This is a genomic window from Nitrosopumilus oxyclinae (genome assembly GCF_013407165.1).
Taxonomy (GTDB): Archaea; Thermoproteota; Nitrososphaeria; order Nitrososphaerales; family Nitrosopumilaceae; genus Nitrosopumilus; species Nitrosopumilus oxyclinae.
This window is the reverse complement of the sequence record NZ_CP026994.1, coordinates 764,550-791,353: the sequence shown is the minus strand read 5'-3', so window position 1 is coordinate 791,353 and position 26,804 is coordinate 764,550. Positions and strand designations below refer to the sequence as shown.

General features: G+C 32.7%; 23 protein-coding genes. 14 read left to right on the top strand and 9 right to left on the bottom strand.

Going from position 1 to position 26,804, the window contains the following annotated elements; genetic code table 11:
- Positions 1-52 precede the first annotated feature (52 nt).
- Positions 53-400 (top strand): hypothetical protein, encoded by a 348-nt coding sequence (locus C5F49_RS04630; protein WP_179363552.1) that lies wholly within the window; start codon positions 53-55, stop codon positions 398-400.
- Positions 401-451: 51 nt separating this feature from the next.
- Entirely contained in the window at positions 452-1,675 is a 1,224-nt protein-coding gene (locus C5F49_RS04625; protein WP_179363551.1) for an ornithine cyclodeaminase, nickel-pincer nucleotide-dependent, read from the top strand.
- On the opposite strand, the gene C5F49_RS04620 is transcribed toward C5F49_RS04625, so the two are convergent.
- The 7 genes from C5F49_RS04620 to C5F49_RS04590 all read right to left on the bottom strand — a co-directional run bounded on the left by C5F49_RS04620 (position 1,676) and on the right by C5F49_RS04590 (position 9,104).
- Entirely contained in the window at positions 1,676-2,413 is a 738-nt protein-coding gene (locus C5F49_RS04620; RefSeq protein ID WP_179363550.1) for an RAD55 family ATPase, read from the bottom strand. It abuts the gene before it with no gap.
- Positions 2,414-2,494: 81 nt separating this feature from the next.
- On the bottom strand, positions 2,495-3,346 hold the full coding sequence (locus tag C5F49_RS04615; protein ID WP_179363549.1) for a TrmB family transcriptional regulator: 852 nt from the start codon (positions 3,344-3,346) through the stop codon (positions 2,495-2,497).
- Between the two features lie 129 nt (positions 3,347-3,475).
- Positions 3,476-4,156: a hypothetical protein gene (locus C5F49_RS04610; protein ID WP_179363548.1), complete on the bottom strand. Its 681-nt coding sequence runs from the start codon at positions 4,154-4,156 to the stop codon at positions 3,476-3,478.
- Positions 4,153-4,845 (bottom strand): hypothetical protein, encoded by a 693-nt coding sequence (locus C5F49_RS04605; RefSeq protein ID WP_246275400.1) that lies wholly within the window; start codon positions 4,843-4,845, stop codon positions 4,153-4,155. The genes C5F49_RS04610 and C5F49_RS04605 overlap by 4 nt, the downstream gene beginning before the upstream one ends.
- A 75-nt stretch (positions 4,846-4,920) precedes the next feature.
- Positions 4,921-8,007 carry a LamG-like jellyroll fold domain-containing protein gene (locus tag C5F49_RS04600; RefSeq protein WP_179363547.1) on the bottom strand — a complete coding sequence of 1,029 codons (3,087 nt, stop codon included), beginning with the start codon at positions 8,005-8,007 and terminating at the stop codon, positions 4,921-4,923.
- A 1-nt stretch (position 8,008) separates the two neighbouring features.
- The gene (locus C5F49_RS04595; protein WP_179363546.1) at positions 8,009-8,503 is read right to left on the bottom strand and encodes a hypothetical protein; all 495 of its coding nucleotides are present in this window, start codon (positions 8,501-8,503) and stop codon (positions 8,009-8,011) included.
- A 28-nt stretch (positions 8,504-8,531) separates the two neighbouring features.
- Positions 8,532-9,104 carry a hypothetical protein gene (locus C5F49_RS04590; protein ID WP_179363545.1) on the bottom strand — a complete coding sequence of 191 codons (573 nt, stop codon included), beginning with the start codon at positions 9,102-9,104 and terminating at the stop codon, positions 8,532-8,534.
- A gap of 99 nt (positions 9,105-9,203) precedes the next feature.
- Between C5F49_RS04590 and C5F49_RS04585 the strand changes: the two genes are divergently transcribed.
- The 12 genes from C5F49_RS04585 (at position 9,204) to C5F49_RS04530 (ending at position 23,438) form a co-directional block, all read left to right on the top strand.
- On the top strand, positions 9,204-10,223 hold the full coding sequence (locus C5F49_RS04585; RefSeq protein WP_179363544.1) for an AAA family ATPase: 1,020 nt from the start codon (positions 9,204-9,206) through the stop codon (positions 10,221-10,223).
- Between the two features lie 131 nt (positions 10,224-10,354).
- Positions 10,355-11,800 carry a vWA domain-containing protein gene (locus C5F49_RS04580; protein WP_246275399.1) on the top strand — a complete coding sequence of 482 codons (1,446 nt, stop codon included), beginning with the start codon at positions 10,355-10,357 and terminating at the stop codon, positions 11,798-11,800.
- 104 nt (positions 11,801-11,904) lie between these two features.
- Positions 11,905-12,549 (top strand): hypothetical protein, encoded by a 645-nt coding sequence (locus C5F49_RS04575; protein WP_179363543.1) that lies wholly within the window; start codon positions 11,905-11,907, stop codon positions 12,547-12,549.
- 114 nt (positions 12,550-12,663) lie between these two features.
- A complete protein-coding gene (locus C5F49_RS04570; protein WP_179363542.1) occupies positions 12,664-13,305 on the top strand; it encodes a hypothetical protein in 642 nt (213 codons plus the stop codon).
- 134 nt (positions 13,306-13,439) lie between these two features.
- Entirely contained in the window at positions 13,440-14,975 is a 1,536-nt protein-coding gene (locus tag C5F49_RS04565; protein ID WP_179363541.1) for a type II/IV secretion system ATPase subunit, read from the top strand.
- 2 nt (positions 14,976-14,977) lie between these two features.
- The gene (locus C5F49_RS04560; protein WP_179363540.1) at positions 14,978-16,423 is read left to right on the top strand and encodes a type II secretion system F family protein; all 1,446 of its coding nucleotides are present in this window, start codon (positions 14,978-14,980) and stop codon (positions 16,421-16,423) included.
- Positions 16,424-16,515: 92 nt separating this feature from the next.
- Positions 16,516-19,062 carry a hypothetical protein gene (locus tag C5F49_RS04555; protein ID WP_179363539.1) on the top strand — a complete coding sequence of 849 codons (2,547 nt, stop codon included), beginning with the start codon at positions 16,516-16,518 and terminating at the stop codon, positions 19,060-19,062.
- An 80-nt stretch (positions 19,063-19,142) separates the two neighbouring features.
- Positions 19,143-19,838: an A24 family peptidase C-terminal domain-containing protein gene (locus tag C5F49_RS04550; RefSeq protein ID WP_246275398.1), complete on the top strand. Its 696-nt coding sequence runs from the start codon at positions 19,143-19,145 to the stop codon at positions 19,836-19,838.
- A 75-nt stretch (positions 19,839-19,913) separates the two neighbouring features.
- The gene (locus C5F49_RS04545; RefSeq protein ID WP_179363538.1) at positions 19,914-20,873 is read left to right on the top strand and encodes a TrmB family transcriptional regulator; all 960 of its coding nucleotides are present in this window, start codon (positions 19,914-19,916) and stop codon (positions 20,871-20,873) included.
- Positions 20,870-21,286: a response regulator gene (locus C5F49_RS04540; protein ID WP_246275397.1), complete on the top strand. Its 417-nt coding sequence runs from the start codon at positions 20,870-20,872 to the stop codon at positions 21,284-21,286. Before C5F49_RS04545 ends, C5F49_RS04540 begins: the two co-directional genes overlap by 4 nt.
- Positions 21,287-21,305: 19 nt before the next feature.
- The gene (locus C5F49_RS04535) at positions 21,306-22,424 is read left to right on the top strand and encodes a sensor histidine kinase (protein ID WP_179363537.1); all 1,119 of its coding nucleotides are present in this window, start codon (positions 21,306-21,308) and stop codon (positions 22,422-22,424) included.
- A gap of 69 nt (positions 22,425-22,493) precedes the next feature.
- A complete protein-coding gene (locus tag C5F49_RS04530) occupies positions 22,494-23,438 on the top strand; it encodes an SHOCT domain-containing protein (protein ID WP_246275396.1) in 945 nt (314 codons plus the stop codon).
- Here C5F49_RS04530 and C5F49_RS04525 read toward each other — a convergent pair.
- Together C5F49_RS04525 and C5F49_RS04520 are read right to left on the bottom strand one after the other, a co-directional pair.
- Positions 23,435-24,793: a pyridoxal phosphate-dependent aminotransferase gene (locus tag C5F49_RS04525; RefSeq protein WP_179363536.1), complete on the bottom strand. Its 1,359-nt coding sequence runs from the start codon at positions 24,791-24,793 to the stop codon at positions 23,435-23,437. The two genes, C5F49_RS04530 and C5F49_RS04525, sit on opposite strands and share 4 nt — an antisense overlap.
- Positions 24,794-24,862: 69 nt before the next feature.
- A complete protein-coding gene (locus C5F49_RS04520) occupies positions 24,863-26,788 on the bottom strand; it encodes an AMP-binding protein (protein WP_179363535.1) in 1,926 nt (641 codons plus the stop codon).
- Between the last annotated feature and the right edge of the window lie 16 nt (positions 26,789-26,804).

Sequence of the window (26,804 nt, the reverse complement as noted above, 5' to 3'; positions counted from 1 at the left end):
TATACAAATCTTTAGAAGTAAAATTGTTATAGCAATTACATCAGTTGAAATCATGCAATATTTTCAGGCTTTAAAATTAGGTCAAAAAAGAGTGGCCGAGGCAAGAGAATATCTTAACACTTTGACAAATGGCAAAGCTATGCCTGCATTGGCACTTGTGGCCAATAATTCAAAGGTGTGGGCTCCTGTCGGTGAAGAAAATTTGTATGCATTTGTTGATGAATCTGCAGGTTTTGTTTTGACTGATAATAGTGGATATATTCTTGCACTAGTGGATAAAACGGGTTCATCTAAAACAATTGTTCAAGGGGTGACAAACCAACAAAAAGAAATATTGGAAAAGGCATTCCAAACTGACAATATTCCAAAGTTTGAGGGTAAAGTAATCTTACCTGTTTAGGCTCAGAAAAAAAACGTAAGCTTTAGTTATGATATAGTTTAGATGTATAAAATGAGCAAATTTTCTCAAGAAATTGAAGTTGGAGGCCATCTGATTGATTCTTCAATTTTGACTAAGATCTTTGATAAAATTATGGATTTGAAGGGAGAATTTCAAGTGCAGGAAATTGAAATTGGAAAAAAGAAAAAAGATCAATCATTTGCACGATTATTAATTACAGGAAAAAATCAAAAACATCTCGATGAAATTTTAGAGACAGTGTATAGATTAGGAGCAGTATCCAAAATTCAACAACAAATCACTTTGAAAAAATCCCCAAAAAAATATGTCATGCCAGATAATTTTTACAGTACAACAAATAACCACACTCAAGTTTTTCATAAAGGAAAGTGGATTCCAGTAGAAAACATGATGATGGACAAATGCATAGTTGTAAAAAATAATAGAGCATTTTGCGTCCCAGTTCGAGATGTAAAAAAAGATGATCAGATAATTGTAGGAGAGAAAGGCATCAAAATTACACCCCCAGAACGTCCAAGAGAAGGGGTAAATGTGTTTGAATTTATGGGAAGTTCTAGCTCTAGTGAAAGACCAACCCAGCACATTGCAAAACAAGTTGCAGATGACATTTACAATACAAAAAAGAAAGGAGGAAAAATTGTAATTGTTGGAGGTCCTGCCATTGTGCATACAGGGGCAGATGATTCGGTATCTGAATTAATTAGATTAGGATACATTGATGGTGTTTTGGCAGGTAATGCATTGGCAGTACATGATATTGAATATGCAACATTAGGCACTTCTTTAGGGATGAATGTACATGATGCAACATTGGCCTATCATGGACATAGAAATCACATGGATACAATCAATGCAGTATTCAAAGCAGGTTCAATTGCAAATATGGTGAAAAGTAAAAAACTAACCAAAGGAATAATGTATGAATGTGTTAAAAATAACGTTCCATTTGTTTTAGCAGGTTCAATTAGAGATGATGGTCCATTACCTGATGTAATTACAGATGTTGCAGAAGCTCAGCGTGAATACAAAAAAGTACTAAAAGATGCAAGTATGGTAATTATGATTTCTACAATGTTGCATTCTATTGCTACAGGAAACATGCTTCCAGCAAATGTCAAAGTAATCGTTGTGGATATCAGTCAACCAACTGTCACAAAACTTATGGATAGAGGTACATGGCAAGCTCTAGGAATTGTGTCTGATGTCGGGGCCTTTTTACCATTAATTGCACAACAAATTAGAAAAAAGAAATAATCACGGCATTAATCTCGGGTGCAATAATTGCAGACCATCCGAATTAAGATCAATTGGGTGGATTTGTTCACTATGTTTAATCCCTCTCATTTTGGTGACTTGGATTGTTCTCTCCATAGTGTCTTCAATTCTTGTATGTCTAAGTTGAATAATCCCAGAGGTTACAAACCATTCTAAAGGGATTTCATCATTATCGTGATATTCTGATAATATCAAACTTGTAACTCCAAAGTTCTCTAATGCTTGAACCATTCCTTGTAATCCTTGTCTCATGTAAAATTTATCAGGATATTGCATGGCAAGAATTGTAACTGAATCAATTACTACTCTTTTAGCTTCAACTCGTTTGATACTACTAAGTATCAATTTTGTTAAATGTTCAAATGGTAATTGCTCTCCACGATATAATGAGTCATCTTTACCAATCAACTCATCTTGAATTTTGAATGGTCTGGCGTCAATCATCAATATCTTATCTTGAGATATCAGATTATCAAAGTCCCACCCATAGGACTTGCAATCATTTTTCACCTCTTCAATATTTTGAGATAAAGTTACATAGATTCCAGGTTCATCAAAGTCATTTGCTCCCGAATGCAAGAATTGTAAGCCAAATGTGGTCTTTCCACTACCAGGTGGTCCTGAAACAGTCACTGATCTTCCAGGTTTTAACCCTCCAGATATTACTGAATCTAATCCTGGAATTCCTGTTTTTACTTTAGAATATGTTGAATCCATCTCTATACAAAATCAAATGTGAATTTTGTATATAAAGAGGAAGACGGGTTTTGTTCTAACAAATAATGATTTATGAAATTATTACAAATGAATATTCTTTGAGTTTGTCCAAAGGGATTCGAAAAGTAATTTCATCGAATATACCATTGATTTTGAATTTGTCCACATTGCAAATAATTCTTCAGTAGAATTTGCATTCTTTGTAAAGAATAACATCTCACCATTATCTTTCAATATGAAACATAGGTGGTTTTCAATATCTTTACTAAGTTTTTTGATATTCTTTCGTTCTAAATCATCAAAGATGTATGCGGTTTTTTCAGAACACGCACTGAGTAATCTAAATTGTTGTTTTGATTTTACAAATGATTCTAGAAAATCACCGTGATACAGTTTGAGATAATCTTTCTCAGAACCTAAAATTAAAAATTCATCATTATAGCTATCAGTCATTTCTGTAATTTTAGAATGAATTTGGTTTGATCCTTGTAACATTTGAAATTTCTCTTCAACTTCATCATGAATTGAATCAAATGCCGGGATGTTTTCCCATAATTCAGATAATCCTTTTTCCATCTGCTCTAATGATTTGACTCTTTCTTTTTCAGAGTTTACTAAAATCCATATTGCTTTGTCTAAAGGTAAAGCAGTAAATTGAATTGGGTGTTGAAATGTTGCTGAAACAACTCCTTTATTCTGTAATGCAGATAGCAAATGATATGTTTCAGTTCTAGGAAGTTTGAGTGCTTTGCATACTTCAGGAGCAGTTTTTGAACCATATTTTCCAAGATAAATGAATACCTTGCTTTGATTTGATGTTAGACCATATTGTAATAGTTCTGTTTGAACCTTTTCAACAGATAACTTGTACTCATACATTTGTGAGTCAGGTGATGAATCAAATATTGATGTCTGTGTTGTTTCTTTTGCCATGTTTTTTCAGGATCCTCTGTTAGAAAACACTAGTCTAAATTGATGTATAGCTAATTTTGTTAGATCGAATTGATCGTATTTGTCAATTATTTGACATCTATTATAAGATAATTTAGGCATAAATAGTCACTAAACTCCTATTTTTATTGAATTTTCAACAGATATTGCTTTTCCTGAATAGATCGATTTTAAGCTGAAATTTTCTCTAATTACAGATGATTTTAGGAATGCAATTTCAATTGTACCTTCAGAACCTTGAAATGCAATACATCCCATATCTTTTTTGAGTCCTTTTTCAATTACATTGTTTAATGTTGATAAACAACGTTGTAGATTTTCAAGTTTTGCTTTTAGTTCATCAACTGCTTTGAAATATAGTTCTAATTCACCTTTTATGCCCAATCCATTGTAAACTAGAATTTCATTTAGATTATACCATTTATCGCTAATACCTTTTTTTCCTTTTTTCTTTTTTTCTTTTACTGTTTTTTCTTTAGATTTCTTATCATCTGATTTCTTATCATCTGATTTCTTATCATCTGATTTCTTATCATCTGATTTCTTATCATCTGATTTCTTATCATCTGATTTCTTATCATCTGATTTCTTTTGGGGTGTTATTTCTCCAGTTAGTTTTTCTTTTAGTGCAAGAAAATCAGGATCATCTACAGATGATTCTTCATTTAGACGAATTTTTTCCCCCAACATGTTTGAATATTCTTGAATAGATGATTCAGTATTTTCTATTTCTTGCTCTAAATTAATTTTGAGAGCATTGATTGAGCTAAATCTTTCAATTAAATTCTTCAATTTTCCTCAATAGTAGTCATCGATGGTAAATTTTCTTTTAATTGACTTAGAGTACTAAGTTGTTTAGTAGCAGTTCTCAAGAATGTTATTTTTTCAGTCAAATATGATTTTTGAGTTTGAATTAATTCTAATAATTGAGGAGTGACATATTCCACAATTCCAGTAATCACTTCAGGAGGATAATCTGTGAATTTTTTAGTCTCGGTTTTACCGTTTGCTAATTTTATAATTAATTTTAAATTTGGGAGCATTGTGATTGTTGAATTTGCAGGGAGATTGAATATCTCTGGATGTACATTTGTTGAGAATCCTAAGAATTGAGTGATGACTTGTAATGCATTATGTAAATCATCTATAACATTTGTTTTTTGATCTTCTAATTCATAAATTTGAAGAGACTCTTCCATCAGAGTGTTTAGTTGAGTGAGTGTTTTTGCATTAACATCATTAGGATCAATAGATGCTGTTTGAGGAGCTGCCTGTTGTTCTGGAGCTGCCTGTTGTTCTGGAGCTGCCTGTTGTTCTGGAGCTGCCTGTTGTTCTGGAGCTGCCTGTTGTTCTGGAGCTGCCTGTTGTTCTGGAGCTGCCTGTTGTTCTGGAGCTGCCTGTTGTTCTGGAGCTGCCTGTTGTTCTGGAGCTGTCTGTTGTTCTGGAGCTGCCTGAGGGTTGGTAGATTCTGATGATTGCATCTGATCTATCTGAATGAAAAAATTACATTAAAAGTTGTATGTTCCTTAATGTTACACCATTTTCAAAGCAAGTTGTTAATCTGTAACAATGATTGAGCCTATTGGGACTGATCTAGAGAACGTTTCACCTTGATCAGAGTATCCATTTAGCCAGATGGTTGTACGATATGAGCCTGGAATGAGTTTATTCCCTGCAGCATTTGTAGATGGTCTATCGGTTGCAACATAGAAATCCAAGTCAGCAATTTCACCGGGAGGGATGTATAGACTATCATGATCTTCATTTACATCAGTGCCATTAATGCGATCTACTAAAGCAGCATATGCTCCTCCTGTACCATTAAAATTAATCCGTGTTCCTTGATAAATTAAAAATATTCCATCTGTTCCAGTATTTGCGGCAAACACATCAAAGTGATCATCTTTGTCATGAGTGTAATATGTGGGAAATGGATCACTTGGGAATGGAATTTGCATGAAAGATGGATATGGTAGCATCGATGTATCATCAATTTTCATATCTACTTCTAATGATTCCAAAGTAGCTGTGGAATCTTTCCAATCAAAATAAAGTTCTAATCTTTGATCATCACCTACAACTTTTTGTGGTAAAGTAAATGTCATATTTTGTTGAGAGTAAGCCCAATCATCATTATCTCCCCCATCTTTAGGATCTGCAAAGAAAACACCTACATCATCTTCAGTATGCCATGTCTCCACAAAATTCCCATTCGAATCCGTTAATTCCAATCTTAAATCAAAACGATATGCATTATCTCCATAGTTTGTCCTTCCCAAGTCATCTGCTTCAGAACTACTTAGTTCATCCTCATTCCAATGCATTACATCATCAATCCATCCTCCAAAATAGTTCAATAGTTCTTGATTTGAACCGACATACCATTTTCCATCAGCATCTACAACACTGTAAGAAGGATGATTTGGGTTTGAGAAAATTGTGTTTTCTGTGGCCACACCATCAATATCTTTTATGTATAACCTACAATCATCACTACTTGCATCTCTTGTTGCTACCACATGGTACCATTCTCCATCATCGTATTCATTTTGACTTCTACAAGTGACATCTGCGGTAAGTCCTTGATCCATATTATATTCAAATAATATTTTTCCCGTACCATCTTCACCTAGAGAAATTTTATAGTAATCTGCAAGCGGATATACTCCATCACCTTCCCAAAAAACAAGCATCTCTTCAGTTGTTATTTCTCCAGGATCTGTTTTGAACCATAATGATGTAGACACATCATTACTATCAATATGATTTCCATCCCCATCGGACACATCATTTGAGCTTCTAAAACAGTCGTTAATCCCATCAAATTCATAAGTTCCCGAATTATGTGGTCCTAAACCATCTCTGTAAGTGGGGGTTGAATCGGAGGCACCCCAAGAAATATACAAATGTGCAGAGTTGGACTCTCCGTCATCATCCCAATGTTTAGCTGTTCTATGATTGTCATTTGTACCCCCACTATTGTCTTTAATAATGAAAGCCATCCCATTACCACTAGTCCATCCTCCCTGATCAATCAGTTCTTGAATTATTGGAGATAAATCTGGTGTTCGTGTGTTAGTACCTCTATCATTATTGCTCCATCCAGAGGGTGCCCATTGTACCTGCTCATCAGTTACAGAACTAATGGTACCATCCCATCTATCTTTAACATTATCATCACTTGTAGTAAATGCGGGTGCATCTGCAATTTTTTGTGCCCCAATAATTATATCAACAGGAGTTTCATTACGTGTTTCATCAGCTTCAAATTCAATATATGCAGAAGTTACAGTAACTCCTGAAGGAATAGGGACATCCCAACGATAACCCATCCATTGATAATCACCATTATCTTCTACCAATTCATGATCACTACTACCACCACCCAAATCCATACTTCCATCATCTGATTGTTCTGCATCATCAGCTGAAGCTTGAATAGGTGTGGGTCCAAAAGAAGAAGATCCACAAGATTCTAAATCCCTAGATGAATCACTTTCTGAATTATCGGGATTTATTCCCACACCGTCTTCAAAATGAAATATCATATCTACATTTTGATCTTTTAGTCCTGTAGCTACGGGTTCACTTGATAACATCATGGCAACGTTCCAATCCCCTGCAGGTATTGTGATTGGTTCAGAACCATTATTTGTAAAAAAGTGAGGCACTTCAGAATCTAATTGAATTCTATCACCATTTCCTCCTCCATCACCCGTTCCTGACCACATTTGGTATTCTCCGGATGGAGTACCATCAGTTTCTTCATGGAATAGTAAAATATCATCATCAATTAGGATCTGATTTCCAAGTCCCCCAGATTCAATGGCAACTTCTGCATTAAGTGCAGATTCAATTGTTTGTAATGAAACAGAAACAGTATCGTTTCTCAAATCATTAGTCAATCCTGCAGTAAATTCTAAGATATCTCCATTAGAGCCAGTAAATGAGTAAACCCATTCAAAGATAGCAGTATCACCCGGAGATACAGAATCAAAACTAACAGGAGTGACAGATTGTTCTAAAGTATATTCACATGATGATGAACAAGTGGGTAAAACTTCAAGCATAGTAGGTTGTAAATTCAATAATTGAGTAGTGCCAGTATTGATTACTTCCAAAGCAACATTAGTACTAAAAGTAGTTGGGAATACAGAAGGTGACGCAGTTAATCTTAAATAAACTGTAGAGTCGCCAACGCTATTCAGAAACATTTGTTCTGCAGTTCCTCTGGTAGTTACAAGTTGTGCAGCATATGATTGTGTATCAAGTGCAGTCAATCCAATATTTTGACCAATATTCATTGTAACATTTCCTGGTGCAAGAGAATAGTTGATATCAAACCTAGATACGGGCCATGACGAATCAGTGGTATTTTCAATCCACAATCTATTTAGATGAACAGGTATGTTACCCGTATTTTTTACTGTCATGTTGAATTGATTATTATCAATTGATACTTTTACAACTTCAAATTTTTCAGTAGATTTTTCAACATCAGTAGTTTGTTTAATTGCAATAGTTTCACCAAGTTGAGTGATCTGATTCATGTTAAATGTTGTATATGTAATTGCAGTAGTTATGACAATGAGCATAAACACGCCACCAATTATTGCACTAAGACCTCTTCTTTTTTTAAACAAATTAGGTCACCGTTTGAGCATTATAGCTATTTCCTCGATTTGTTGTGATTATAAAATCCGTAGTTTCACCAGCATCCCAAAAATAAGTAGTGTTAAATGAATAAATTGCATTTGGAGATACCCCGCCATCAGTAATTGAAAATAATGTAAATCCTGAACTATTTGAAACTCGAATTGAAGTTATATTCAGACCAATGATTCCCACATTACTTAATGTAACATTTAATGTTTCAGGAGAAGAATTTCCAAACCAAATATTTTCTATAAATATGTCTTCATTTAGTTTATTCATTTTTTCATTAAAAGAATTCTCAATTTCTATTTGTTGTGTAAATAAACTAGTATTTGACCATGTTACTAACATGACACCCATAATTGAAACCGCAGCCATAAGAATTGCACTTGTTACTACTGTCGATAGAGCTTTTCTCTTTTTACATGAAAAAAAATCACTATGATCATGGCTAATCATATAAAAAATGAGATAATTTTTCATATTATCACTAGTATGTAAAAAAATATACTTACACCGTAGGCTGAACTATGTCAGAAGTCTTTTCTCCCGTAGCAGGTTCTGCTTGTGGTTCTGGAGTAGCAGGTTCTGCTTGTGGTTCTGGAGTAGCAGGTTCTGCTTGTGGTTCTGGAGTAGCAGGTTCTGCTTGTGGTTCTGGAGTAGCAGGTTCTGCTTGTGGTTCTAACAAATCATTTGATAACTCATTTGTTTGAGTCTCATCAGAAAGACCCATAGAACCTATTGTGTGAGGTGGACATGAAACGTTAAGGCTCTTCGAGAGTAAAAAGAATGTAGGGAATAATTCCTGATAAATCATTGTTAAAATTTTTGGAACACCATTTTCATCTTTATTCAAAATCTCATCTCTTTCCTCAGAATCACCCTGAATTCTTGCAATCCCTTCAATAGCTAGACGAACATTTTTAGGATTAGATAACGCTGTAAATCCATATTTGAATATTGATTGATCCTCACTATTAGCAACTTCTTCAATATTGGCCTCCACATCATATTTGTCTAATTTGGTAATTTTTGGGTCATTTTTACTCATGGCAATTGAAGTAAGTTCGATATGGGCATTCATTATAAATAAAATAGCCAAAAAATTCATTATTACAATGTGTATGTAACATTTCCACACACATAACAGCATTAACTCTATTCACAACTAAAACAGTCATCAATGGACCAAAATAATTCGCTAATTTCATCAACTAATCGAACTAAAATTAATTCAGATAAAGGCAATTTGTCAATGTCAATTTCAAAGATCAAAAAAGAAACTCATGCATTATCCAAAATGTATGATTTTAAAAAATACATGAATTCTGCAGAAATGGTATTCCCCGAAGAAATGGATGAGATGATTCCAAAAGACACTCCACCTTATTTAGATAATGGTGAGCATTATGTTGAAAGAATTGGTAGAGCACTAAAGTTTTTCAAACAGTGTGCATTAATTGGCCCGAGTGGAACTGGTAAAACTCACATTGTCTATCTAGTTGCAGAATTAGCAGGTTTACCAATGTGGGAAATCAACTGTGGTTTGGCAACATCTGTTTTTGATTTATTTGGAAGATATGTTGGATTAGGAAAAGAGAATTGGATTGACGGGTTAATTACAGGTTGGTGTAGGAAAGGTGGAATTTTATATCTTGATGAGGCAAACATGATGAAACAAGATGTTGCTACAAAACTCAATCCATTACTAGATCAGAGGGGACACATGGTATTAACAGAAAAAGATAGTGAAATTATTCACAGACATAAGCATGCTTACATGATAATTAGTATGAACCCTGTATCATCAGAATTTGCAGGTACAAAACCAATCAATGCTGCCATGAGAAGAAGAATGAGTGTTTGGTTAAACTTTGATTACATGAGTGTTGGAGATAACATAGATGAAAAAGAAATTGTCATGGTTTCAAAAAAAGGAGGGATACCAATGATTGATGCTGAAAGTATTGTAAAAGTTGGAGCTAAACTAAGACAAGAATACAAAATGGGAGATTTGCCATACGGTCCATCTGTTGGAGATTTAGTAAACTGGGCAAAAGTTTGTTCTGATGGAGTATCTATTATGGAGGGAGGCAATGAAACATTAATTCCGATGACTAGTGATGATCCTGAAGTTCAAGACGAAGTTAGACATATTGTCAAAAAAGTTTTAGAAAGTCAAACTTTATCAAAAAAGGTGTGATTTGACTGAAAGACACAATTCAAGATATTGGGCATAGTTTATTTTTTGAAATTTCTGGACGAAAACCAATAGATATCGATACGTTTTTTCTAGATACGCAGTATTTTCCAAAAATTGAATATGAGCCAAGAATGACAGTATTTTTTCCAATGCCTAGACCTATTCAGGGATTAGAAACAATTCAAGGATGTGCTTTCTCAAACGTAGAAGAATCACAAAATACTATTTTTTCTTTGTATTTGGCATCAATCTGTCATGCTGCAGGCCATGCAAAGGTAACAAATTTTAAAATCTACAAAAAATGGATGAAAGATAAAAATAAAAAACGAGCATATGAAACATTTGAATACATTGAAGATGTAAGAGTGAATGAATTTTTAAAAAATGACTTTCCAGAATATCATAATGAGATCAAAAAAATTGAAAATCTTTTTAATATGATAAATGATCAAACAGAATTAGAAAATATTAAAAGAAATTCAAAAAAGATATTTTCAAACAGATTTATTTCAGAAATTAAAAGTAAACGAAAAGAATTAGAAGATAAAATCCTTAACACAGATCCTGAAAATGAAAAAGAAATTTCAAATATTGCAGATATAATTTATGAATCTTCAAATATCATATCTGATTATAATTATCCATTTACAGATCATTATAGTCATCCTAAACGAATAGAAAAATGGTTAGAAGATATTACAATAACGACTGAAGGTATATTCTATGACACTGTTCAAAGATTCACAGAAGTATGGTTTGAACAACTAAAACGAAGAGCCAAGGTTAGGAAAAAATATGGTGGAATTACGGAAGATTTAGAATTTGACAAGATTGACTTTGCCCCAGAAAATATTGGCGAATATCTCAGATTAAAAAATGCCACTCACTTGTTTTTAAAAAAGATGTCTTCACAGATGAAAATGACACCCAATGTCATGGATGAAGGAATGCCTGAAGATATGGGGCTGTTAGAAATGCAGGCAGCAATTCAAGCAGTAGCAGCTCAAAATAACAGCATACAAATTTTTGAGCAAGACGATTATAGGAGAATTGAAGAAGAATGGGCAATCGTAGTCGATACCAGTAGTAGTATGAGACTAAAATTTGATGAAATGAAAAAATTTGCCATTTGCTTAGGTGAGGCTGCAAATGAAGTCAATTCAAAGAATGGAAAATGGGGATTTTTTACATTCAATAATAATTTCACAATAGTCAAAGACCATTATGAAAATTTTGATCAACATTCAAAATCACGTATTGGCGGTATTGAGATCAAAGGTCTTTCTTTTATTGCAGATGCAGTTATACTATGCTCAAGAATTTTAGAGAGAGAAAATATTGAACGCAGATACATATTTTTGATTACAGATGGACAAGCGTTAGGCACATATGAAGCAGATGTGAAAATGAAAGAAGCTGTTGAGGCAGCAAGAAAAAAAGGCATCAGTGTTGTAGCCATTGGTATCCCTACAGGCGTAACTAAAATTTTTTCATTATGTATGCCATATGAAGGATTAAGGAAAACAGTTGCAAGATTTTTGGGTGCATATACCAATCTTGCAGGCGATGATCTGTAGTTTTCAAATTTTAGTTTTTATATAGTGTAAAAATTTCACCAAGAAATTAAAAAATATTACATACTCGACTAGTTATTCTATGAGATTGGATTAAAAATAATAAAATGAAAACCAAACTAAGCAAAAAACGTGCAATCAGTACTGTACTTACAACTGTCATCATATTGGTGTCATCAGTTGTGCTTGGTTCAGGTGTTGTACTTTACGGAACTTCATTATTTCAAGGAAATACACAAACTGAAGCTATCCAAGCTTCTGATGTCAAAGTGTGGGTACATGCTACTGATCCCACAGGCGTAGCTTGGGGAGCAGCTAGTGTTAGAAATACAGGAGACAAAGTTATTTCAGTTAATCAAATTTCAGTTAGAGGTACAGATATTCCGTTTGGACAATGGTATGCAGATACAACAATGACAAGTAGTGAATATCAACAAGCATTGAATCATACAGGTTGGGTAAACGCATTGCCAGGAACTAACGGACCAGCAATTTCAAAACTTGGAGCATGTGTAGGTGACGCAAATTACCTGTGTATTGATCAAGATTCATGGGGTGCAGGCACCAACGTCATCTCAGCAGATGTATCAACAGGTCCAGTATCATTAGATCCGGGTCAAACTGCAGTTATTTACTTTAAAGCATATAATGGCACATTCACATCACTTGATACAGGAATTCAGTCAAATGTTAGTATATACGCAGGTAAAGCAGGTGCACCCTATTCAATTGTAGTTGCAGGATTATCATAATTCCATATTCTTCTCCAATATCCAGAACAATAGATTAAATTCTTTTTACTCTGTAATTCAAAAAAATTACATACTCGACTAGTTATTCTATTAGATTGGATTAAAAATAATAAAATGAAAACCAAACTAAGCAAAAAACGTGCAATCAGTACTGTACTTACAACTGTCATCATATTGGTGTCATCAGTTGTGCTTGGTTCAGGTGTTGTACTTTACGGAACTTCATTATTCCAAGGAGGTACACAAACTGAAAATATTTCAGTAACTGGAACCAAAGTATGGGTACATCAAACTGATCCTGGCGGCGCAGCTTGGGGTGCAACGGGTGTTAGAAATACAGGTGACAAAGTAGTCGCCGTAGATAAAATATCACTTAGGGGCATAGATATCCCATTTGGACAATGGTATGTAGATACAACCTTGACTGCTGCTGAATTTCAGCAAGCATTGAATCATACAGGTTGGGTAAACGCATTGCCAGCAACTAATGGACCAGCAATTTCAAAACTTGGAGCATGTGTAGGTGACGCAAATTACCTGTGTATTGATCAAGATTCATGGGGTGTAGGCACCAACGTCATTCAAGGTGTTGCTGCAACAGGCCCAGTGTCCTTGAACCCAGGTAGTACTGCAGTTATTTATTTCAAAATAAATAACGGTACAATTACAACTCTCGACTCTGGTGTTGCAACTACAGTCAGTGTGTTTGCAGGAAAAGCTGGCGGACCTCAAAGTATCACCGTATCAGGACAATAATCCAGGATAAGGGAATTTTTTTATTCTTATCCAAAAAATTATTTTTATATTTTTGTTAAAAACCAATATTGTGTGTATTGTAATGTTTCATACTGCTCAATATAACCAAAAATCCATGAATAGTATTGAGTCACATGGGTAAAAAGAAAGAAGAACAAGGATTAGAAACATTTCTTAAAAGTGAATTCTTATCCGAATTAAACAACGAGACTCCAAAAGGTTCAAAATTATTAGAAAAATACCCTCTAAAAGCACCATTTAGTTATGTTAACATTTTACAGGATATAGAGAAAGGCAATATATCTTACCAAGTAGATGAAACTAAATTAAATCAATCAGAGCAAATTGTATATAATCAACTCTATCGATTAATAGAAGAAAATTTAGACTCTCCTGATAATATCGAAAAAGATTTTGGATTCATTTCATTTGTCAATAAAGTTCTAAAAGAAAATGAAAAATTGTTTGAGGATCAGCCACTTGCAAGCCTTGAAAAAGTAAAATATTATTTAGAAAAAGAAATCGATGGTTTTGGAAATATTGATCCAATGATGCATGACCCAAATATCGAAGACGTAAGTTGTAGTGGAATAAATTTACCAATCTATGTATGGCATAGAAAATATGACAGTATTCCTTGTAATATCACATTTGAAGATGAGAAATTAAATTCCTTTGTATCGAGAATTGTGTTTAGAGCAGGGAAACACATCAGTTCGGCACACCCAATTTCAGATTTATCATTACAAGGGAACCATAGGATTTCAGTATTATACCAAAAAGAAGTTACACCGAAAGGAACTAGTTTTACAATAAGAAAATTCAAACAAGATCCTTATTCAGTAATTGATCTAATATCATTTGGTACAATTAGTGTAGATATTGCAGCATATCTATGGATGTTAATGGAAGCAAAAATGTCCATCATGGTAATCGGCTCAACAGGTAGTGGTAAAACAACTATACTTAATGCGATTACAGGTTTGGTGAATCCAGATTTTAAGATTTTTTCAGTAGAGGATGTAGCTGAAATCAACATCAAACATGAAAATTGGTTTAGTTTAGTATCCAGAGTAGGTTTTGGTAACAATGAAGAAGGAGAAATCGGATTATATGATTTAATTAAATCAGGGGTAAGACATAGACCAGACTATATTGTAGTAGGTGAAATTAGAGGGTCTGAAGCATATGTCATGTTCCAAGCAATGGCTACAGGTCACGGAGGTTTGTGTACAATGCATGCAGATAGTTTAGAATCAGCAAGTAAAAGATTGCAACAAAAACCAATGGATATTCCAGCAGCATATATGGCATTAATGAATTGTGCCATAGTAATTAGAAGAGTAAAAGGCATGGATGGTAAAAGTACTAGAAGGGCAATTTCAGTTCAAGAAATCAAAACCTCAGATTCATATCATAATTCTTTTAGATGGGATCCAAAAGCAGATTATTTTGAACCTCAATTAGGAGATAGTGAAATGTTCAATAGACTATCACAACAAACAGGTCTTAGTCTGGATGAAATTATGGAAGAATATGAAAAAAGGAAAATTGTTTTGAAATGGTTAGTAGATAGAGGGATTAGAAGCTACGATAAAGTTGCTGAATATATTGGAAAATACTATAGAGATCCTGAAACATTAATGAAGAAAATTGAATATGGTGTATAAACATGTCATTTATAAAAAAATATGAAGAAGATGATAAGAAAAAGAAATTAAATAAAAAGATTGATCCAGAATTACCTTTTTTTATAACAATAGTGACATTGCTGGCCACTAGTGGGTTTGGCCCATATACTATTTTTTTAAAAATTAAGAATTTGGATTTGCTACCGCATGTCAGACATGAATCAATAAAAATTTTAAAACGAATTGATATCTTGGGTCAAGATCCATTAATAGTCATGTCAGAGAGTAAAGAAAAAGGTTCGAGTTTTGGAGATTTTCTAAGTGGATGGGTATCGGCCATCCAAAGTGGAGGGGATGTAGTAAGTTATCTTAAATCAAAAATGGATGGAGCGTTTGAATTGTATGAATCACAACAGGAAGAATTAGCAAAAAAAGTAGAGACTGTAATTGAAACGTATATGACAATGCAAGTTGTGGTATTGGCCATCTACATCATAATTACAGCAACATCTACAGACGGAGTAGGAAGCACCCCTGGACCGAATGATATTGATCCACTATATTTTGTCATCATCTTGCCTCCAGTAGTATCAGTGCTTTTTTCAATTATTGCAGGCAAATTAAACAAATCAAAAGTAAATGAACTAGATTGGAAAAAAATCTCAACATTTGGATTGCCGGGAATTTTAGTTGCAATAATAATTAATTATTTAGATTTATTACCAGAATTAAATTTGTACATTTTAGGTGGTGCATTAATTGCAGCTGCAATATGGCCAGCATTAAATTTTAAAGACAAGTACAAATTTTCAATTGACGCAGAAAGGGCAACTGCTCAAATTATGAGAGATGTTGCAGAAGCAAGAAAAGCAGGGCTAGGTCCAGAAAAATGTGTTGTAAGAACCACAAAAAGAAAAGATTATGGATCATTCAATAGAGTGGCCAATGGTATTGCCAATAAACTCGAGTGGGGAATGACATTGGATGATATTTTTGGCTATATTAAAAAAGAAACTAATGATTTTAGGATTTTAATAAATTTTAAAGTGTTATTTGAAATTATTTCAGCAGGTGGAGGAAATGTCAATACTTTAATCACATTAGCTGGCGTTGCTGAAAAAATGCATAACTTAGAAAAAACAAAAAGAGAAAAATTAAAACCATTTGTCATGGTAGGTTTCATGTTAATTGCAATTACAGGTTTTACAACATTGCTTGTAATTGAATCTCTGACAAGTCTAGGTGCACAATTAGAAGAGAATGAAGAAAAAAGGGCATTATTGGAAGCAGATGCAAATTACAGGTTTCAATTATTAGGTGTTGCAATATTGGTTCAATCTTGGATTTCAGGGTTATTTTTGGGAAAAATTACCACTGGATCTTACTCTGGTGGATTCATGTATTCTATATTTCTAGTTGCAACATCAATTGGAGCAATAGTGGTAATTTCGCTTAAAATATTCAGCGTATCATCAATTTTTGCATGACTGTGTGTATTGTAATATTTCACACTGTTTTATATAAGAAAAATTCAGTTAAATGATCTAAGTTGAAAGTTCTTTTTCTCATTTTTAGTTTAATGTTGAGCATTTTTGTAATACCTGTTCAGGCTCAAACAACATCAGAGTTTGGATACCAACTTCATCCAGGAAAATTATTAGAGAATACAGAAGCAACATTGCAAATTTTTATCACGTCAAACGATATAATGGTACCAAAACAAATAGATGGTTTGAAAGTTGTGAGTTCTGATAACGAAATAATTCAAATCATCAGGATTGAAGAAGGAAATGATAAATTTACCAAAAATGTAATTATCAAAGCAAAGGAATCAGGAATTGCCAGTATAGCATTGGCAGCAACAGGTTTTTCATCTAAAGAAATTTCTTTAGAAGTTTTTACCAACAATAATAATCCTACAAAAATGTTAATGAAGGTAACACCGTCAGAGTTCCCCGTTGATGGACCTAGATTTGGATTCATTGTTGTAGAATTAGCAACTACTGGAGGATTGCCAGCCATTACATCGGAAGAGGTAATGATAAATCTAGACACTCCAAATAAAGATGTAATCAATATCAAAGAATCAGAATTAGTAATATCTGGAGGAGAATATTATGCGATTACAGAATTTGAAATATTAGATTATGGGGATGCAATTATTTTTGCAGAAACAGGAAATATGAAAAAAATAAGTAGTATTGTAAAAGTATTAGAACCAATAACCCCTCTTCAATTGCAACTATATGTTCATCCAGAAAATTATATTAGTTTTAGTGGTTCAGAAGGATATGCAATTGTACAACTTCTAGATGGAGATGGATTACCAGTTTTTGCAGAAGAAGATATTCATTTAGAAATAGGAGTTGAAAATCCAGACGTTTCAATCAATACCAGTAATAAATTTGAAGAGGTAATGATTGAAGAAAAAAATTTAGTGATAAAAAAAGGAAGTTACTCTACATTTACAAAATTTTCACCTAGACCAAATTTAGGTGAATTTACATCAAGTTTTGAAGAAACATACAAAATGTTTATTTCAGCAGAAAATATTCTAACAAATGGTGCAACATTTACAGTAATACATGATGAAATTGGTTCATTAGAAGGTAAAGGCCCATCCGTTACAGAAACATTGCCATTTTTAACTACTGGAAAACAAGAAATTATTGCAGTCACATATTATGAAACAGAGATTGAAGTTTCAAGACAGACAGGTGGGTCTACTCAAGGAACCACCAACAGAGAACTTGTTTCAGTAACAGTCCCTGTCAAGGCACAAGAGGATCATAAAATTATCTTTTCCTCATCAGAACTGGACTCTGTTAATCCAATTGATCCTTTAATGAAAAAAGGTGAAAGTGCAATCATTGTTTTTGGAGATACCGGAACGGTAGTACCGGAAGACCCTGTAAGTTTTTACATAACAGATAATGAAGGAGTAAAAACAGCAACAGGGGATCCGATAGGACCACTTGAGGAAGACTTAGAATTAATTATCGAGTCATTAGTACCAGTTGTTTTAGCGGAAAAAGAATTTCCAGTTCTAGGATATCTTAATGAAGGAGCAGGAGAAGAGGAAACAAGTACTTCTACTAGTGATGAAGAGGGAGAGGTAGATCCTAGATTAGGAGTGAGTTACTTTATAGAAGATGGGGTGTTATCTTTTTCAGCTAATGAATTAATTAATGCAGATTCAATTACAATAAAACGAAATCAACCATTTGCAGAGTTTAATTTAGTTTCAAAGGTGGGTACAACAGATCTATCATATCAAATGGGCGGATTTGAAGGAATTTCATCAATTACTAGTCACACAACGGATCCTACTACAATTTATTTATCATTCCAAAAAAATATTTTAGCAAATTCTAAAACACTTGCCACGGTTCAAGCATTAGACTCAGTTGGAAATCCAGTATACGCAAAAAAAGATATTAAAATTAATTTAGTTTCAAATAATGAAACAATATTAAAAGTGCCTGAAAAATTATTAATTAAAGAAGGGGATTATTTTTCTACTTTTGAGATAGACACAGTCAATGAAGGGACGATAGAATTAGCATTGCTTTCAGAAGATTTTACGCTTTCTAAATATGATATCAATGTAATTGATATTAGTCCCGTTGTCACATTAGAATTTCTAGGAGGGCTAAATTGGAATGAACGAATTGAATCAAAAATATCAATTACAATTCCAGAAGTAACTACCGCTTTGGGCGGATTTAATGTAGAGTGGGATATTGTAGGAGGAGAAATACTAACAACTGAACAAGTTACAAGTAGTGAAGGTATTGCAAAGGCAAACATACTTGCAAATGATAAAGATAAGGTTTCCGTATCCGTCACAGTCTCAGGAAATGGACTAAGCTCTACAACTATCTCAAAAACTGCCAATATACTAAACATGCCAGTTATGGAAGAGATTTCAGAGGAAGAACCAGACTGGAGTGGATTACCTATCGATAATACATTATTAGTAATGATCATAATTCCAGTTGCAATATTGACAGGGTTATTTTTCCTTAAACGAATGGATAAATTAGATATAATAACCGAAAAAATCCCAATTGGAGATAAAATAGAAGAGGTTAAAGAAAGAATTTCAGATATTAGAAATAGATAATGAATTGTAAAAGATATGACTAAACAAAGAGAATATTTTTCCCCATGCATTTCATATAGAATTTAAAAATAAGACACACCATGTTTGAAACATTAACAAATTACGATATAATTGGAATCAGTTTAGCACTTTTAATGTTAATTTTAGGTTCAATTATCGATGTTTGGAAAAGAGAGATTCACGATTATTATTGGATTGTGTTTGGAAGTACAGGATTTCTCCTAGTCTTCATTAGTTCAGACATAACATCAAATCTATGGACAATGGGATTTGCGTTAATCATTGCACCCTTTGTGATATTAGTTTGGAGAATCGGAATGTTTGGAGGAGCTGATGCTTTTGCATTAATTGCATTAGCAGTAATTGCACCCATGGCTACATTTACAGATAGCCCCATATCGCCATTTACGACTCTATCCAATGCAGCCGTGTTGTTTACAATTCCATTTTTTATCAACATTATTAGAAATGGGGTATCTAAAATTAAAGGTGAAGATATTTTTGATGGATTTGAAGAAACAGATTTTAAAAAAATAATTGCAATATTAATTGGATACAAGGCAAAAAATCCAAAATTTGCATTTTCAATAGAAAAAACTGAAAATGGTAAAAAGAAATTTGATTTAATCATGCATCATGCAGAAAATCAAGAATACTGTATTACACCCAATACCTGGATTACCCCTGGAATACCATATCTGTTACTGATTACAGGCGGGTTTATCATCCAATTAGCATATGGAGATATTATACTAGGTCGACTATTAGGCTTATAAAATAAAATATTTTTTGATCTGTAACATCTAATAACATACACTCCCTTATGTCACAAAATTATGTAAAAATTCTTAATGACAGTGACTGAGACAGTGGAAGAAGGGTTATTTCAAACAGAAAATCCAATTCACGAACTACAACGAATGCTTGTGAGATATGATTTAACACCAAATCAAGCTAAAGTATACTTATTTCTAAGTAAAATAGGAATTAAAACTGCATCAGAAATTTCAAAAGCACTAAAAATTCCAAGAACTGAAACATATCATCTTTTATCAACTTTGCAACAAAAAGGAATAATTTTTTCAGTTTTTGGAAAACCTACAAAATTCAATGCAGTTGGGCTGGATGAATCGTTAGAGATTTTAATTAACAATGAGAAGAATCGATTAAACGAACTTGAAGCAGGTAAAAGCAGTCTCATTAAATTATGGAATATAATTCCAAAATATGGTGAAAGTGAAGACGAATCGCAAGAAAACAAATTTCAATCACTGCAAGGTCGAAATTCAATTTTAGGTAAACTAGAACAAATGATAAAAGAATCAAAAGAAAACATCCTAGTTTTAGGAACTGATGCGGATTTCAAAAGGTTCTATTTTACTGAATTTACAGAATTATTAAACAAAACAAAATCAGACCTTAGAATATTAACAGACCATCAAGCTGATACATCAAATATTTTTGAAAGTATTGAACCTAAAAAAATTAAAAAGATTGATGATAAAAACAGGGAAGATTTTTGTTTCATAATTAAAGATAATAGCGAGGTAATATTTTTCATCAGTAACAATAAAGTAAAAGATATGCTTGCCGTATGGACTGATTCAAATGCATTTGTAACAACATTAAGATCATTATTTAGTTTGATGTGGAAAAAGTCACATCACATTGATGAAACAGATGCTGAATCATTATTAGGTTCTGAAATTACTTATGAACATAGATTAAGAGAGATTGAACAAGAAAAGATGATATTAAATTATCTTCAAGAAAATTTCAAATTGTTGGATAGTGGGAGAAGTTCAAATTGACCAATAAAGATATATCAAAATTGAAGCAAAGAGAAGAATTGGAAAATTTAGAAATTTTAATTATCGATGATAATGAGCAAATTACAAAAATGCTCACAACATTTCTAGAGTTAAAAGAGCACAAATGTACCGTGGCAAACGATGGAAAAGAAGGACTATCATTAATTAAAGAAAATCGTCATGATGTGATTTTACTGGATTTGGCTATGCCTGAATTTGACGGTTATTCAGTCATAGATGATCTTGAAAAAAATAACATGTTAAAAGATCATAAAATAATAGTCTTTACAGCATCTACAATTACACAAGAAGAATTAGACAGCATTGTAAAGCGTGGTGTTTCATCATACATCTTAAAACCAATAGACATTGACATTTTACTATCAAAGCTTGTAGAGACTGCAAAGTTATAATATTTAGAGGTGCAACTAAATGCTCCCAATTAAACATACATTATTTATCGTTTCAGGAGTATCAAGTTTTATTATTTTTTACATGGGTGTTGTTAATTTTCTAACATCCGTGGATGAAGGTACTGGAATGATATTGTTAGTATTTTCAGTATTTGTGGCGACAGGAACATTGCTCGGAACAGTCCATATCTCAACAAGCATCACAAAACCAATACAAAAATTAGCAAAAAATATGTCTGAATTTTCAAAAACAAATAAAATGTCAAACAAATATCAAATCAAAACAAATGTAAAAGAGATTTTTGAATTAAATGAAAATTTTGAAAGCATGGGTGGAAAAGTTGAAAAAACAATCGAGGTACAAAATGAATATGTACAAAAATTAAAAGATATGGATAGAAAAAAAGTTGAGTTTTCATCAATGGTATCACATGAACTAAAAACCCCCCTAGTTCCAATCTTAGGTTATGTCCAAATGTTACAAAAAGAAGAACTACTTGGAAAGTTAAATGAAGGACAAAAAGATGCAGTAGATGAAATTTATACATCTACAATTAAACTAGAAAAATTAATTGGAGATATTCTAACAACACAGAAATTAGATTTAGGAAAGCTAATTTTTAACGAAGAAGACATTGATGTTTCAGAGTTACTGTATGGATTAATTAAAGAATTTGATCCAATTGCAACTGAGAAAAAAATAGAATTGACTGCAAATTTTAATGAAGATATCAATATCCATAGTGACAAGGATAGAATTAATCAGGTCTTTTCTAATTTAATTAAGAATGCAATAGATTACGTTCCTCCAAATACAGGATGCGTTGAAATTGGAATAAAAAATGAGGTAAAACATGTGGAATTTTTTGTTCGAGATAATGGTGTAGGAATATCCGATAACAACAAAAAAGAATTATTTAAAAAATTCTACCAGGTAGATACTTCATCAAAGAGGAAAAAAGGAGGAAGTGGTTTAGGTTTAGCAATTTGTAAAGGTATTGTAGAAGGTTTAGGAGGTGAGATTTGGGTTGAAAGTGAAGAAAATGTTCAAACTACATTCTTTTTTAATATTCCAAAAAAACCCGTCAATTCATCAATAAATAATATAACATCTAGAAAACAAGAAATTAACATTTAACTTTTACCCATAATAAAACTGGATGAATACTACGTTTATCTTAAATTTAAAAAATTATGTTTTATTTTATTGAACAAGATTAGGAATGGATCTTATTCTATAGCAATTATATCATTAATATTATTTACAAATCCTGCTTTTGCAGAACTTTCTAGTCTAAATGTTAATGATGAATTATTTGTCAAAGGCGACCAAATAGTATTTTCAGGAATAGTTGAAAAAGAATCATCAGGTTTAGTTACAATTGTAGTAAGGGATCAAAATGAACAGTTTGTTTTGCTATCACAAGCAAATATCAATCATGATAACACATTTGAAAAAAGCGTAATAATTAATGAACAATTTGAAAATAATGGAGTTTACACAGCAAATGGATTCATCCTTAACATGACAAAGGGAATAACTGCAGAATTTGTTGTCTCTTCAGAGGATGCACCTAGAGAAATAAACAATAAATCAAATGAAAATCCAAACAACTATGAACAATCAAACGAGTATGCAAATATCAAGGAACCCGAACCGGTTGTCAAGAAATACCCAAGTTATGCAGATTTTGTAGATCCTAGCAAAGATCCATCACACTATATTGAAAGATATTACTCAGAGACAACATACAAGAGTTGGTTTGACAAAAACTATCCCAATCTAACAATAGAGGAGACAGTAGGGTTTACAGATAATATCAAAGAGATAAAATCCAAGGTTCATGAAATAATACCCGAAGCCCAGGCATCATCCATGGTAGAATCAGTTGAAAAATCAGATAATAATTCAGATATTGCACAAATATCCCTAGCTGTGGCAGCTTTAGGGATATTGTTTGGAGCAGTATATGGAGTGAAAAGACAAGTGGATAATAATTCCAAACAAATTTTGATCAATAAAGACACAATTAGAAGAAAAATTTTTCATCCAATTGTTAGAACTAATCCAATGAACATCATACAAACAAGATTAGCTAAAGGTGAAATCACTTTAGAAGAATTTGAATCATTAAGATCAAAATTAAATTAGTTTGGAGAAACCATAGAACTTTTCACAGATTCTGATTTCAGTAGATTGTCTTTCTTAATATTTACAAAAAAATCTGCTATCATGTCCAAACCTGCAACGATTTTAGGAGCATTATTTTTTACAAATTCTGTTTTTTCAGAACTAGAAACAGGTTTATTTTTAAGATAATTTCGATAAACTGTAGCACCATCATAATCCACATATGCTATTCTTGCACTAAAATCAGTTCTCTCCAAAACAAGACTATCTCCACCTACAATTGCAGTATGGTATGGATGTAAAATTAATGATTCAGATAATTTTTGCGATGTGTCAATATTCATTTTTTGCAAATCAATTGTAAATGAATTAAAATCAGCAAGAAGGTAAAATGTGGCATCCGGTCGAGTTGCCTTTACACCATCAATTGCAATTAACCGATGATATGTGTACTCCCCCATTATTTGATGTATGTTTCTAGTAACTACAAAATATTCATCAATTTCACTACTAATTTCAAATCCAGCTACGGCAGCATGTTGAATAGGTGTGGATACAGCAGTATATTCAGTTGCAAGTATTTTTTTAAACTGTCGTCTTAGATCAATTGCATGTTGTGGAAAAATGACATATCCGAGCCTATACCCACCAGCTGCGTGGGATTTTGATAATCCATTTGTTACAAATGTTCCTTCAGGATAAATTTTCCCCATGCTAACGAATTTAGAAAAATTATAGGTAGTAAGAGCATAAATTTCATCAGAGATCACCGTAATATTTTGTTCTTTACACACATCAGCAATTTCTTCCAATTCTAATTCATCATATAACAATCCAGTAGGATTATTTGGATTATTCAGTATCAAAATTTTCTGTCTATCTTGTAATCGTAATGCCAATTTTCTCAAATCATTTGGAGATATTTTTTTATTAGCACGAGTAGGTAACATGTGATAATTTTTTTTCAAGAATCTAATTTGTGGAAGATACCCTAGCCATGCAGGAGTTGGCAATATTACAGTTCCATGTAAAATCTCCAGCAGATTGAAAATTAATTCCTTAGTACCTGGACCAACATAGATTCTTTCAGGAGCTACATCCATTCCAAAATAATGCTTATTGTATTTCGATATTGCAGATCTTAATTCAGGGATGCCTGGAACTGCAGCATATTCCCCTTTGTCAGCATTTTTGATTAATGCATCTTGAATTAATTTAGGAACAGGGAATGGGGATTGTCCAAATGCAAATCCATAAAATCCAAAACTACATTCAGGATGAGGGCAATCTGAATGAAATTCTTGTAAAAATGTGTTTAATTTGAGATTCTCAGGCATCTCAATGTCTTCAACTTGCTGATCAACTACAAATTTCATAAAATAATTTGTAAGGATCGAAAATATAGATGTGACGTGAAATACTAAATAACAAAAGGTGAGATTTTATCAACCTAATTTTTGAATTTCATCTAAAACTTGAGGATTTTCCAAAGAAGACAAGTCACCTAATTCAGTTCCAAGCAACTTGGATTTTAGCAATCTACGCATGATTTTTCCTGTCCTAGTTTTTGGCAAATCAGATAATTGAAAAATAAATTTTGGCCTTGCCAATTTTCCAATTTTTCCAGAGACATAATCAGAAATTTCAGAAGAAGGTATATTTTCAGATTTTTTATCTGCTACAAAAAAGACAACAATTGCCTCACCAGTAATTTCATCTGGAATCGCTACAGATGCAGCATCAGATATTTTATCATGTGAAATTATTGTGTGTTCAATTTCTGCAGTACTCATTCTATGACCTGAGACATTAATGACATCATCTGCCCTCCCACGCATATACCAAAGATTATCTTTATCAACATAAACAAAATCACCATGAAACCAAACATTTTCAAATCGATTCCAATAAGTTTCCAGATATCTTTTATCATCATTTAGTAGACCACGTGTCATTGCAGGCCATGGAGATTTTATAACAAGATAGCCATTTTTTTCTCGTACAGATTTTAAATCATCATCAACTACATCCAAATTCATTCCAGGTACCGGCATTCCTACAGTAGAAGGTTTTAATTTCATTCCAGGGAATACAGATAACATTGCTCCACCTATCTCAGTACCGCCAGACAAATTCATAATGGGGATTTTTTTATTACCAACTTTTTCATATAACCACCACCAGGAATCTTCATCTAATGGCTCTCCTGTTGTAGGAATATTTTTTATTTTATCTAACTGGTATAATTTTAAAGGCTCAACATTATTTTTTTTAAATAATCTTACAGCAGTTGGAGATATTCCAAAGATTGTTGCATTGTAATCAGATAACATCTTCCAAATTCTATCAGATGTAGGAAAATCTAATGCCCCATCATAAATTACAGCACTTGCCCCCATCATCAACAATCCATAAACATTCCATACCAACCCTGTAATCCAACCAATATCAGCAGGCCAAAACAATACATCTTGTGCCTGAGTGTCAATAAGATATGCTGATTGGTGACCAGCAAATACAGAAAATCCACCATGAGTGTGAACTACCCCTTTAGGATTACCAGTAGTTCCAGAAGTATACAAAATGAAAAGAGAGTCTTCTGAATCTAAAATTTCAGTATTGCAAATTACATCTTGAGAGGATACAAGGGAATTATAAAAAATAATATTTTCAGATTCAACATATTCATCCACTCCTTTGTATGGAATTACTATAGTTTTTTCAACCATTGTATCATTTAATGCAATTTCTATTGATTCTTTTTGTGATACAGTTTTTCCTTTACGACAAAACCCATCAGATACAATTAGTATTTTGGCATTACAATCTTTCAATCTCACATGTAAAGAATCCGAACTATATCCTGAAAAAATTACAGTTTGAACTGCACCAATTTTCGCAGCTGCCAAAATAGATAATATTGCCTCCTCAATCATAGGTAAATATATTGCAATGACATCACCTTTTTTTACACCCAATGACTTTAATCCATTTGCAAGTTTAGAAACTTTGGAATCAAGTTCAGAATAAGGAATCTCAGATTTTTCTCCATCTTCTGATTCAAAATAATATGCAATTTTTTCAGGAGTTTTTTTGGCAAATTTTTCTACAGATGATTTGTAGATGTTTGTTTTTCCATTAACAAACCATTTAGACCATGCAATACCTTTAGTAATATCTAAAATTTTTTCATATGGTGAATCCCAGACGATTCCGATATCCTCATCCACTGATTTCCAAAACCACTCAAGATCATTTTTAGATTTTTGAGATAATTCATCAAAAGATGAAATGTTATATTTTTGCATAAATTTGAAAATATTAGATTCTTGAATTTGTTTTTTTGTTGGAATAAATGCAAATTCAGACAAGATTTAATTTTTTAAA

Bases quoted from the DNA above. Each gene is read 5' to 3' on its own strand.
- C5F49_RS04615 (WP_179363549.1), bottom strand. From the start codon at position 3,346: ATGGCAAAAGAAACAACACAGACATCAATATTTGATTCATCACCTGAC.
- C5F49_RS04560 (WP_179363540.1), top strand. From the start codon at position 14,978: ATGTCATTTATAAAAAAATATGAAGAAGATGATAAGAAAAAGAAATTA.
- C5F49_RS04620 (WP_179363550.1), bottom strand. From the start codon at position 2,413: ATGGATTCAACATATTCTAAAGTAAAAACAGGAATTCCAGGATTAGAT.
- C5F49_RS04535 (WP_179363537.1), top strand. From the start codon at position 21,306: ATGCTCCCAATTAAACATACATTATTTATCGTTTCAGGAGTATCAAGT.
- C5F49_RS04555 (WP_179363539.1), top strand. From the start codon at position 16,516: ATGTTGAGCATTTTTGTAATACCTGTTCAGGCTCAAACAACATCAGAG.
- C5F49_RS04550 (WP_246275398.1), top strand. From the start codon at position 19,143: ATGTTTGAAACATTAACAAATTACGATATAATTGGAATCAGTTTAGCA.
- C5F49_RS04525 (WP_179363536.1), bottom strand. From the start codon at position 24,793: ATGAAATTTGTAGTTGATCAGCAAGTTGAAGACATTGAGATGCCTGAG.
- C5F49_RS04570 (WP_179363542.1), top strand. From the start codon at position 12,664: ATGAAAACCAAACTAAGCAAAAAACGTGCAATCAGTACTGTACTTACA.
- C5F49_RS04580 (WP_246275399.1), top strand. From the start codon at position 10,355: ATGACAGTATTTTTTCCAATGCCTAGACCTATTCAGGGATTAGAAACA.
- C5F49_RS04605 (WP_246275400.1), bottom strand. From the start codon at position 4,845: ATGCAATCATCAGAATCTACCAACCCTCAGGCAGCTCCAGAACAACAG.
- C5F49_RS04575 (WP_179363543.1), top strand. From the start codon at position 11,905: ATGAAAACCAAACTAAGCAAAAAACGTGCAATCAGTACTGTACTTACA.
- C5F49_RS04625 (WP_179363551.1), top strand. From the start codon at position 452: ATGAGCAAATTTTCTCAAGAAATTGAAGTTGGAGGCCATCTGATTGAT.
- C5F49_RS04565 (WP_179363541.1), top strand. From the start codon at position 13,440: ATGGGTAAAAAGAAAGAAGAACAAGGATTAGAAACATTTCTTAAAAGT.
- C5F49_RS04595 (WP_179363546.1), bottom strand. From the start codon at position 8,503: ATGAAAAATTATCTCATTTTTTATATGATTAGCCATGATCATAGTGAT.
- C5F49_RS04585 (WP_179363544.1), top strand. From the start codon at position 9,204: ATGGACCAAAATAATTCGCTAATTTCATCAACTAATCGAACTAAAATT.
- C5F49_RS04630 (WP_179363552.1), top strand. From the start codon at position 53: ATGCAATATTTTCAGGCTTTAAAATTAGGTCAAAAAAGAGTGGCCGAG.
- C5F49_RS04590 (WP_179363545.1), bottom strand. From the start codon at position 9,104: ATGAATGCCCATATCGAACTTACTTCAATTGCCATGAGTAAAAATGAC.
- C5F49_RS04545 (WP_179363538.1), top strand. From the start codon at position 19,914: ATGACAGTGACTGAGACAGTGGAAGAAGGGTTATTTCAAACAGAAAAT.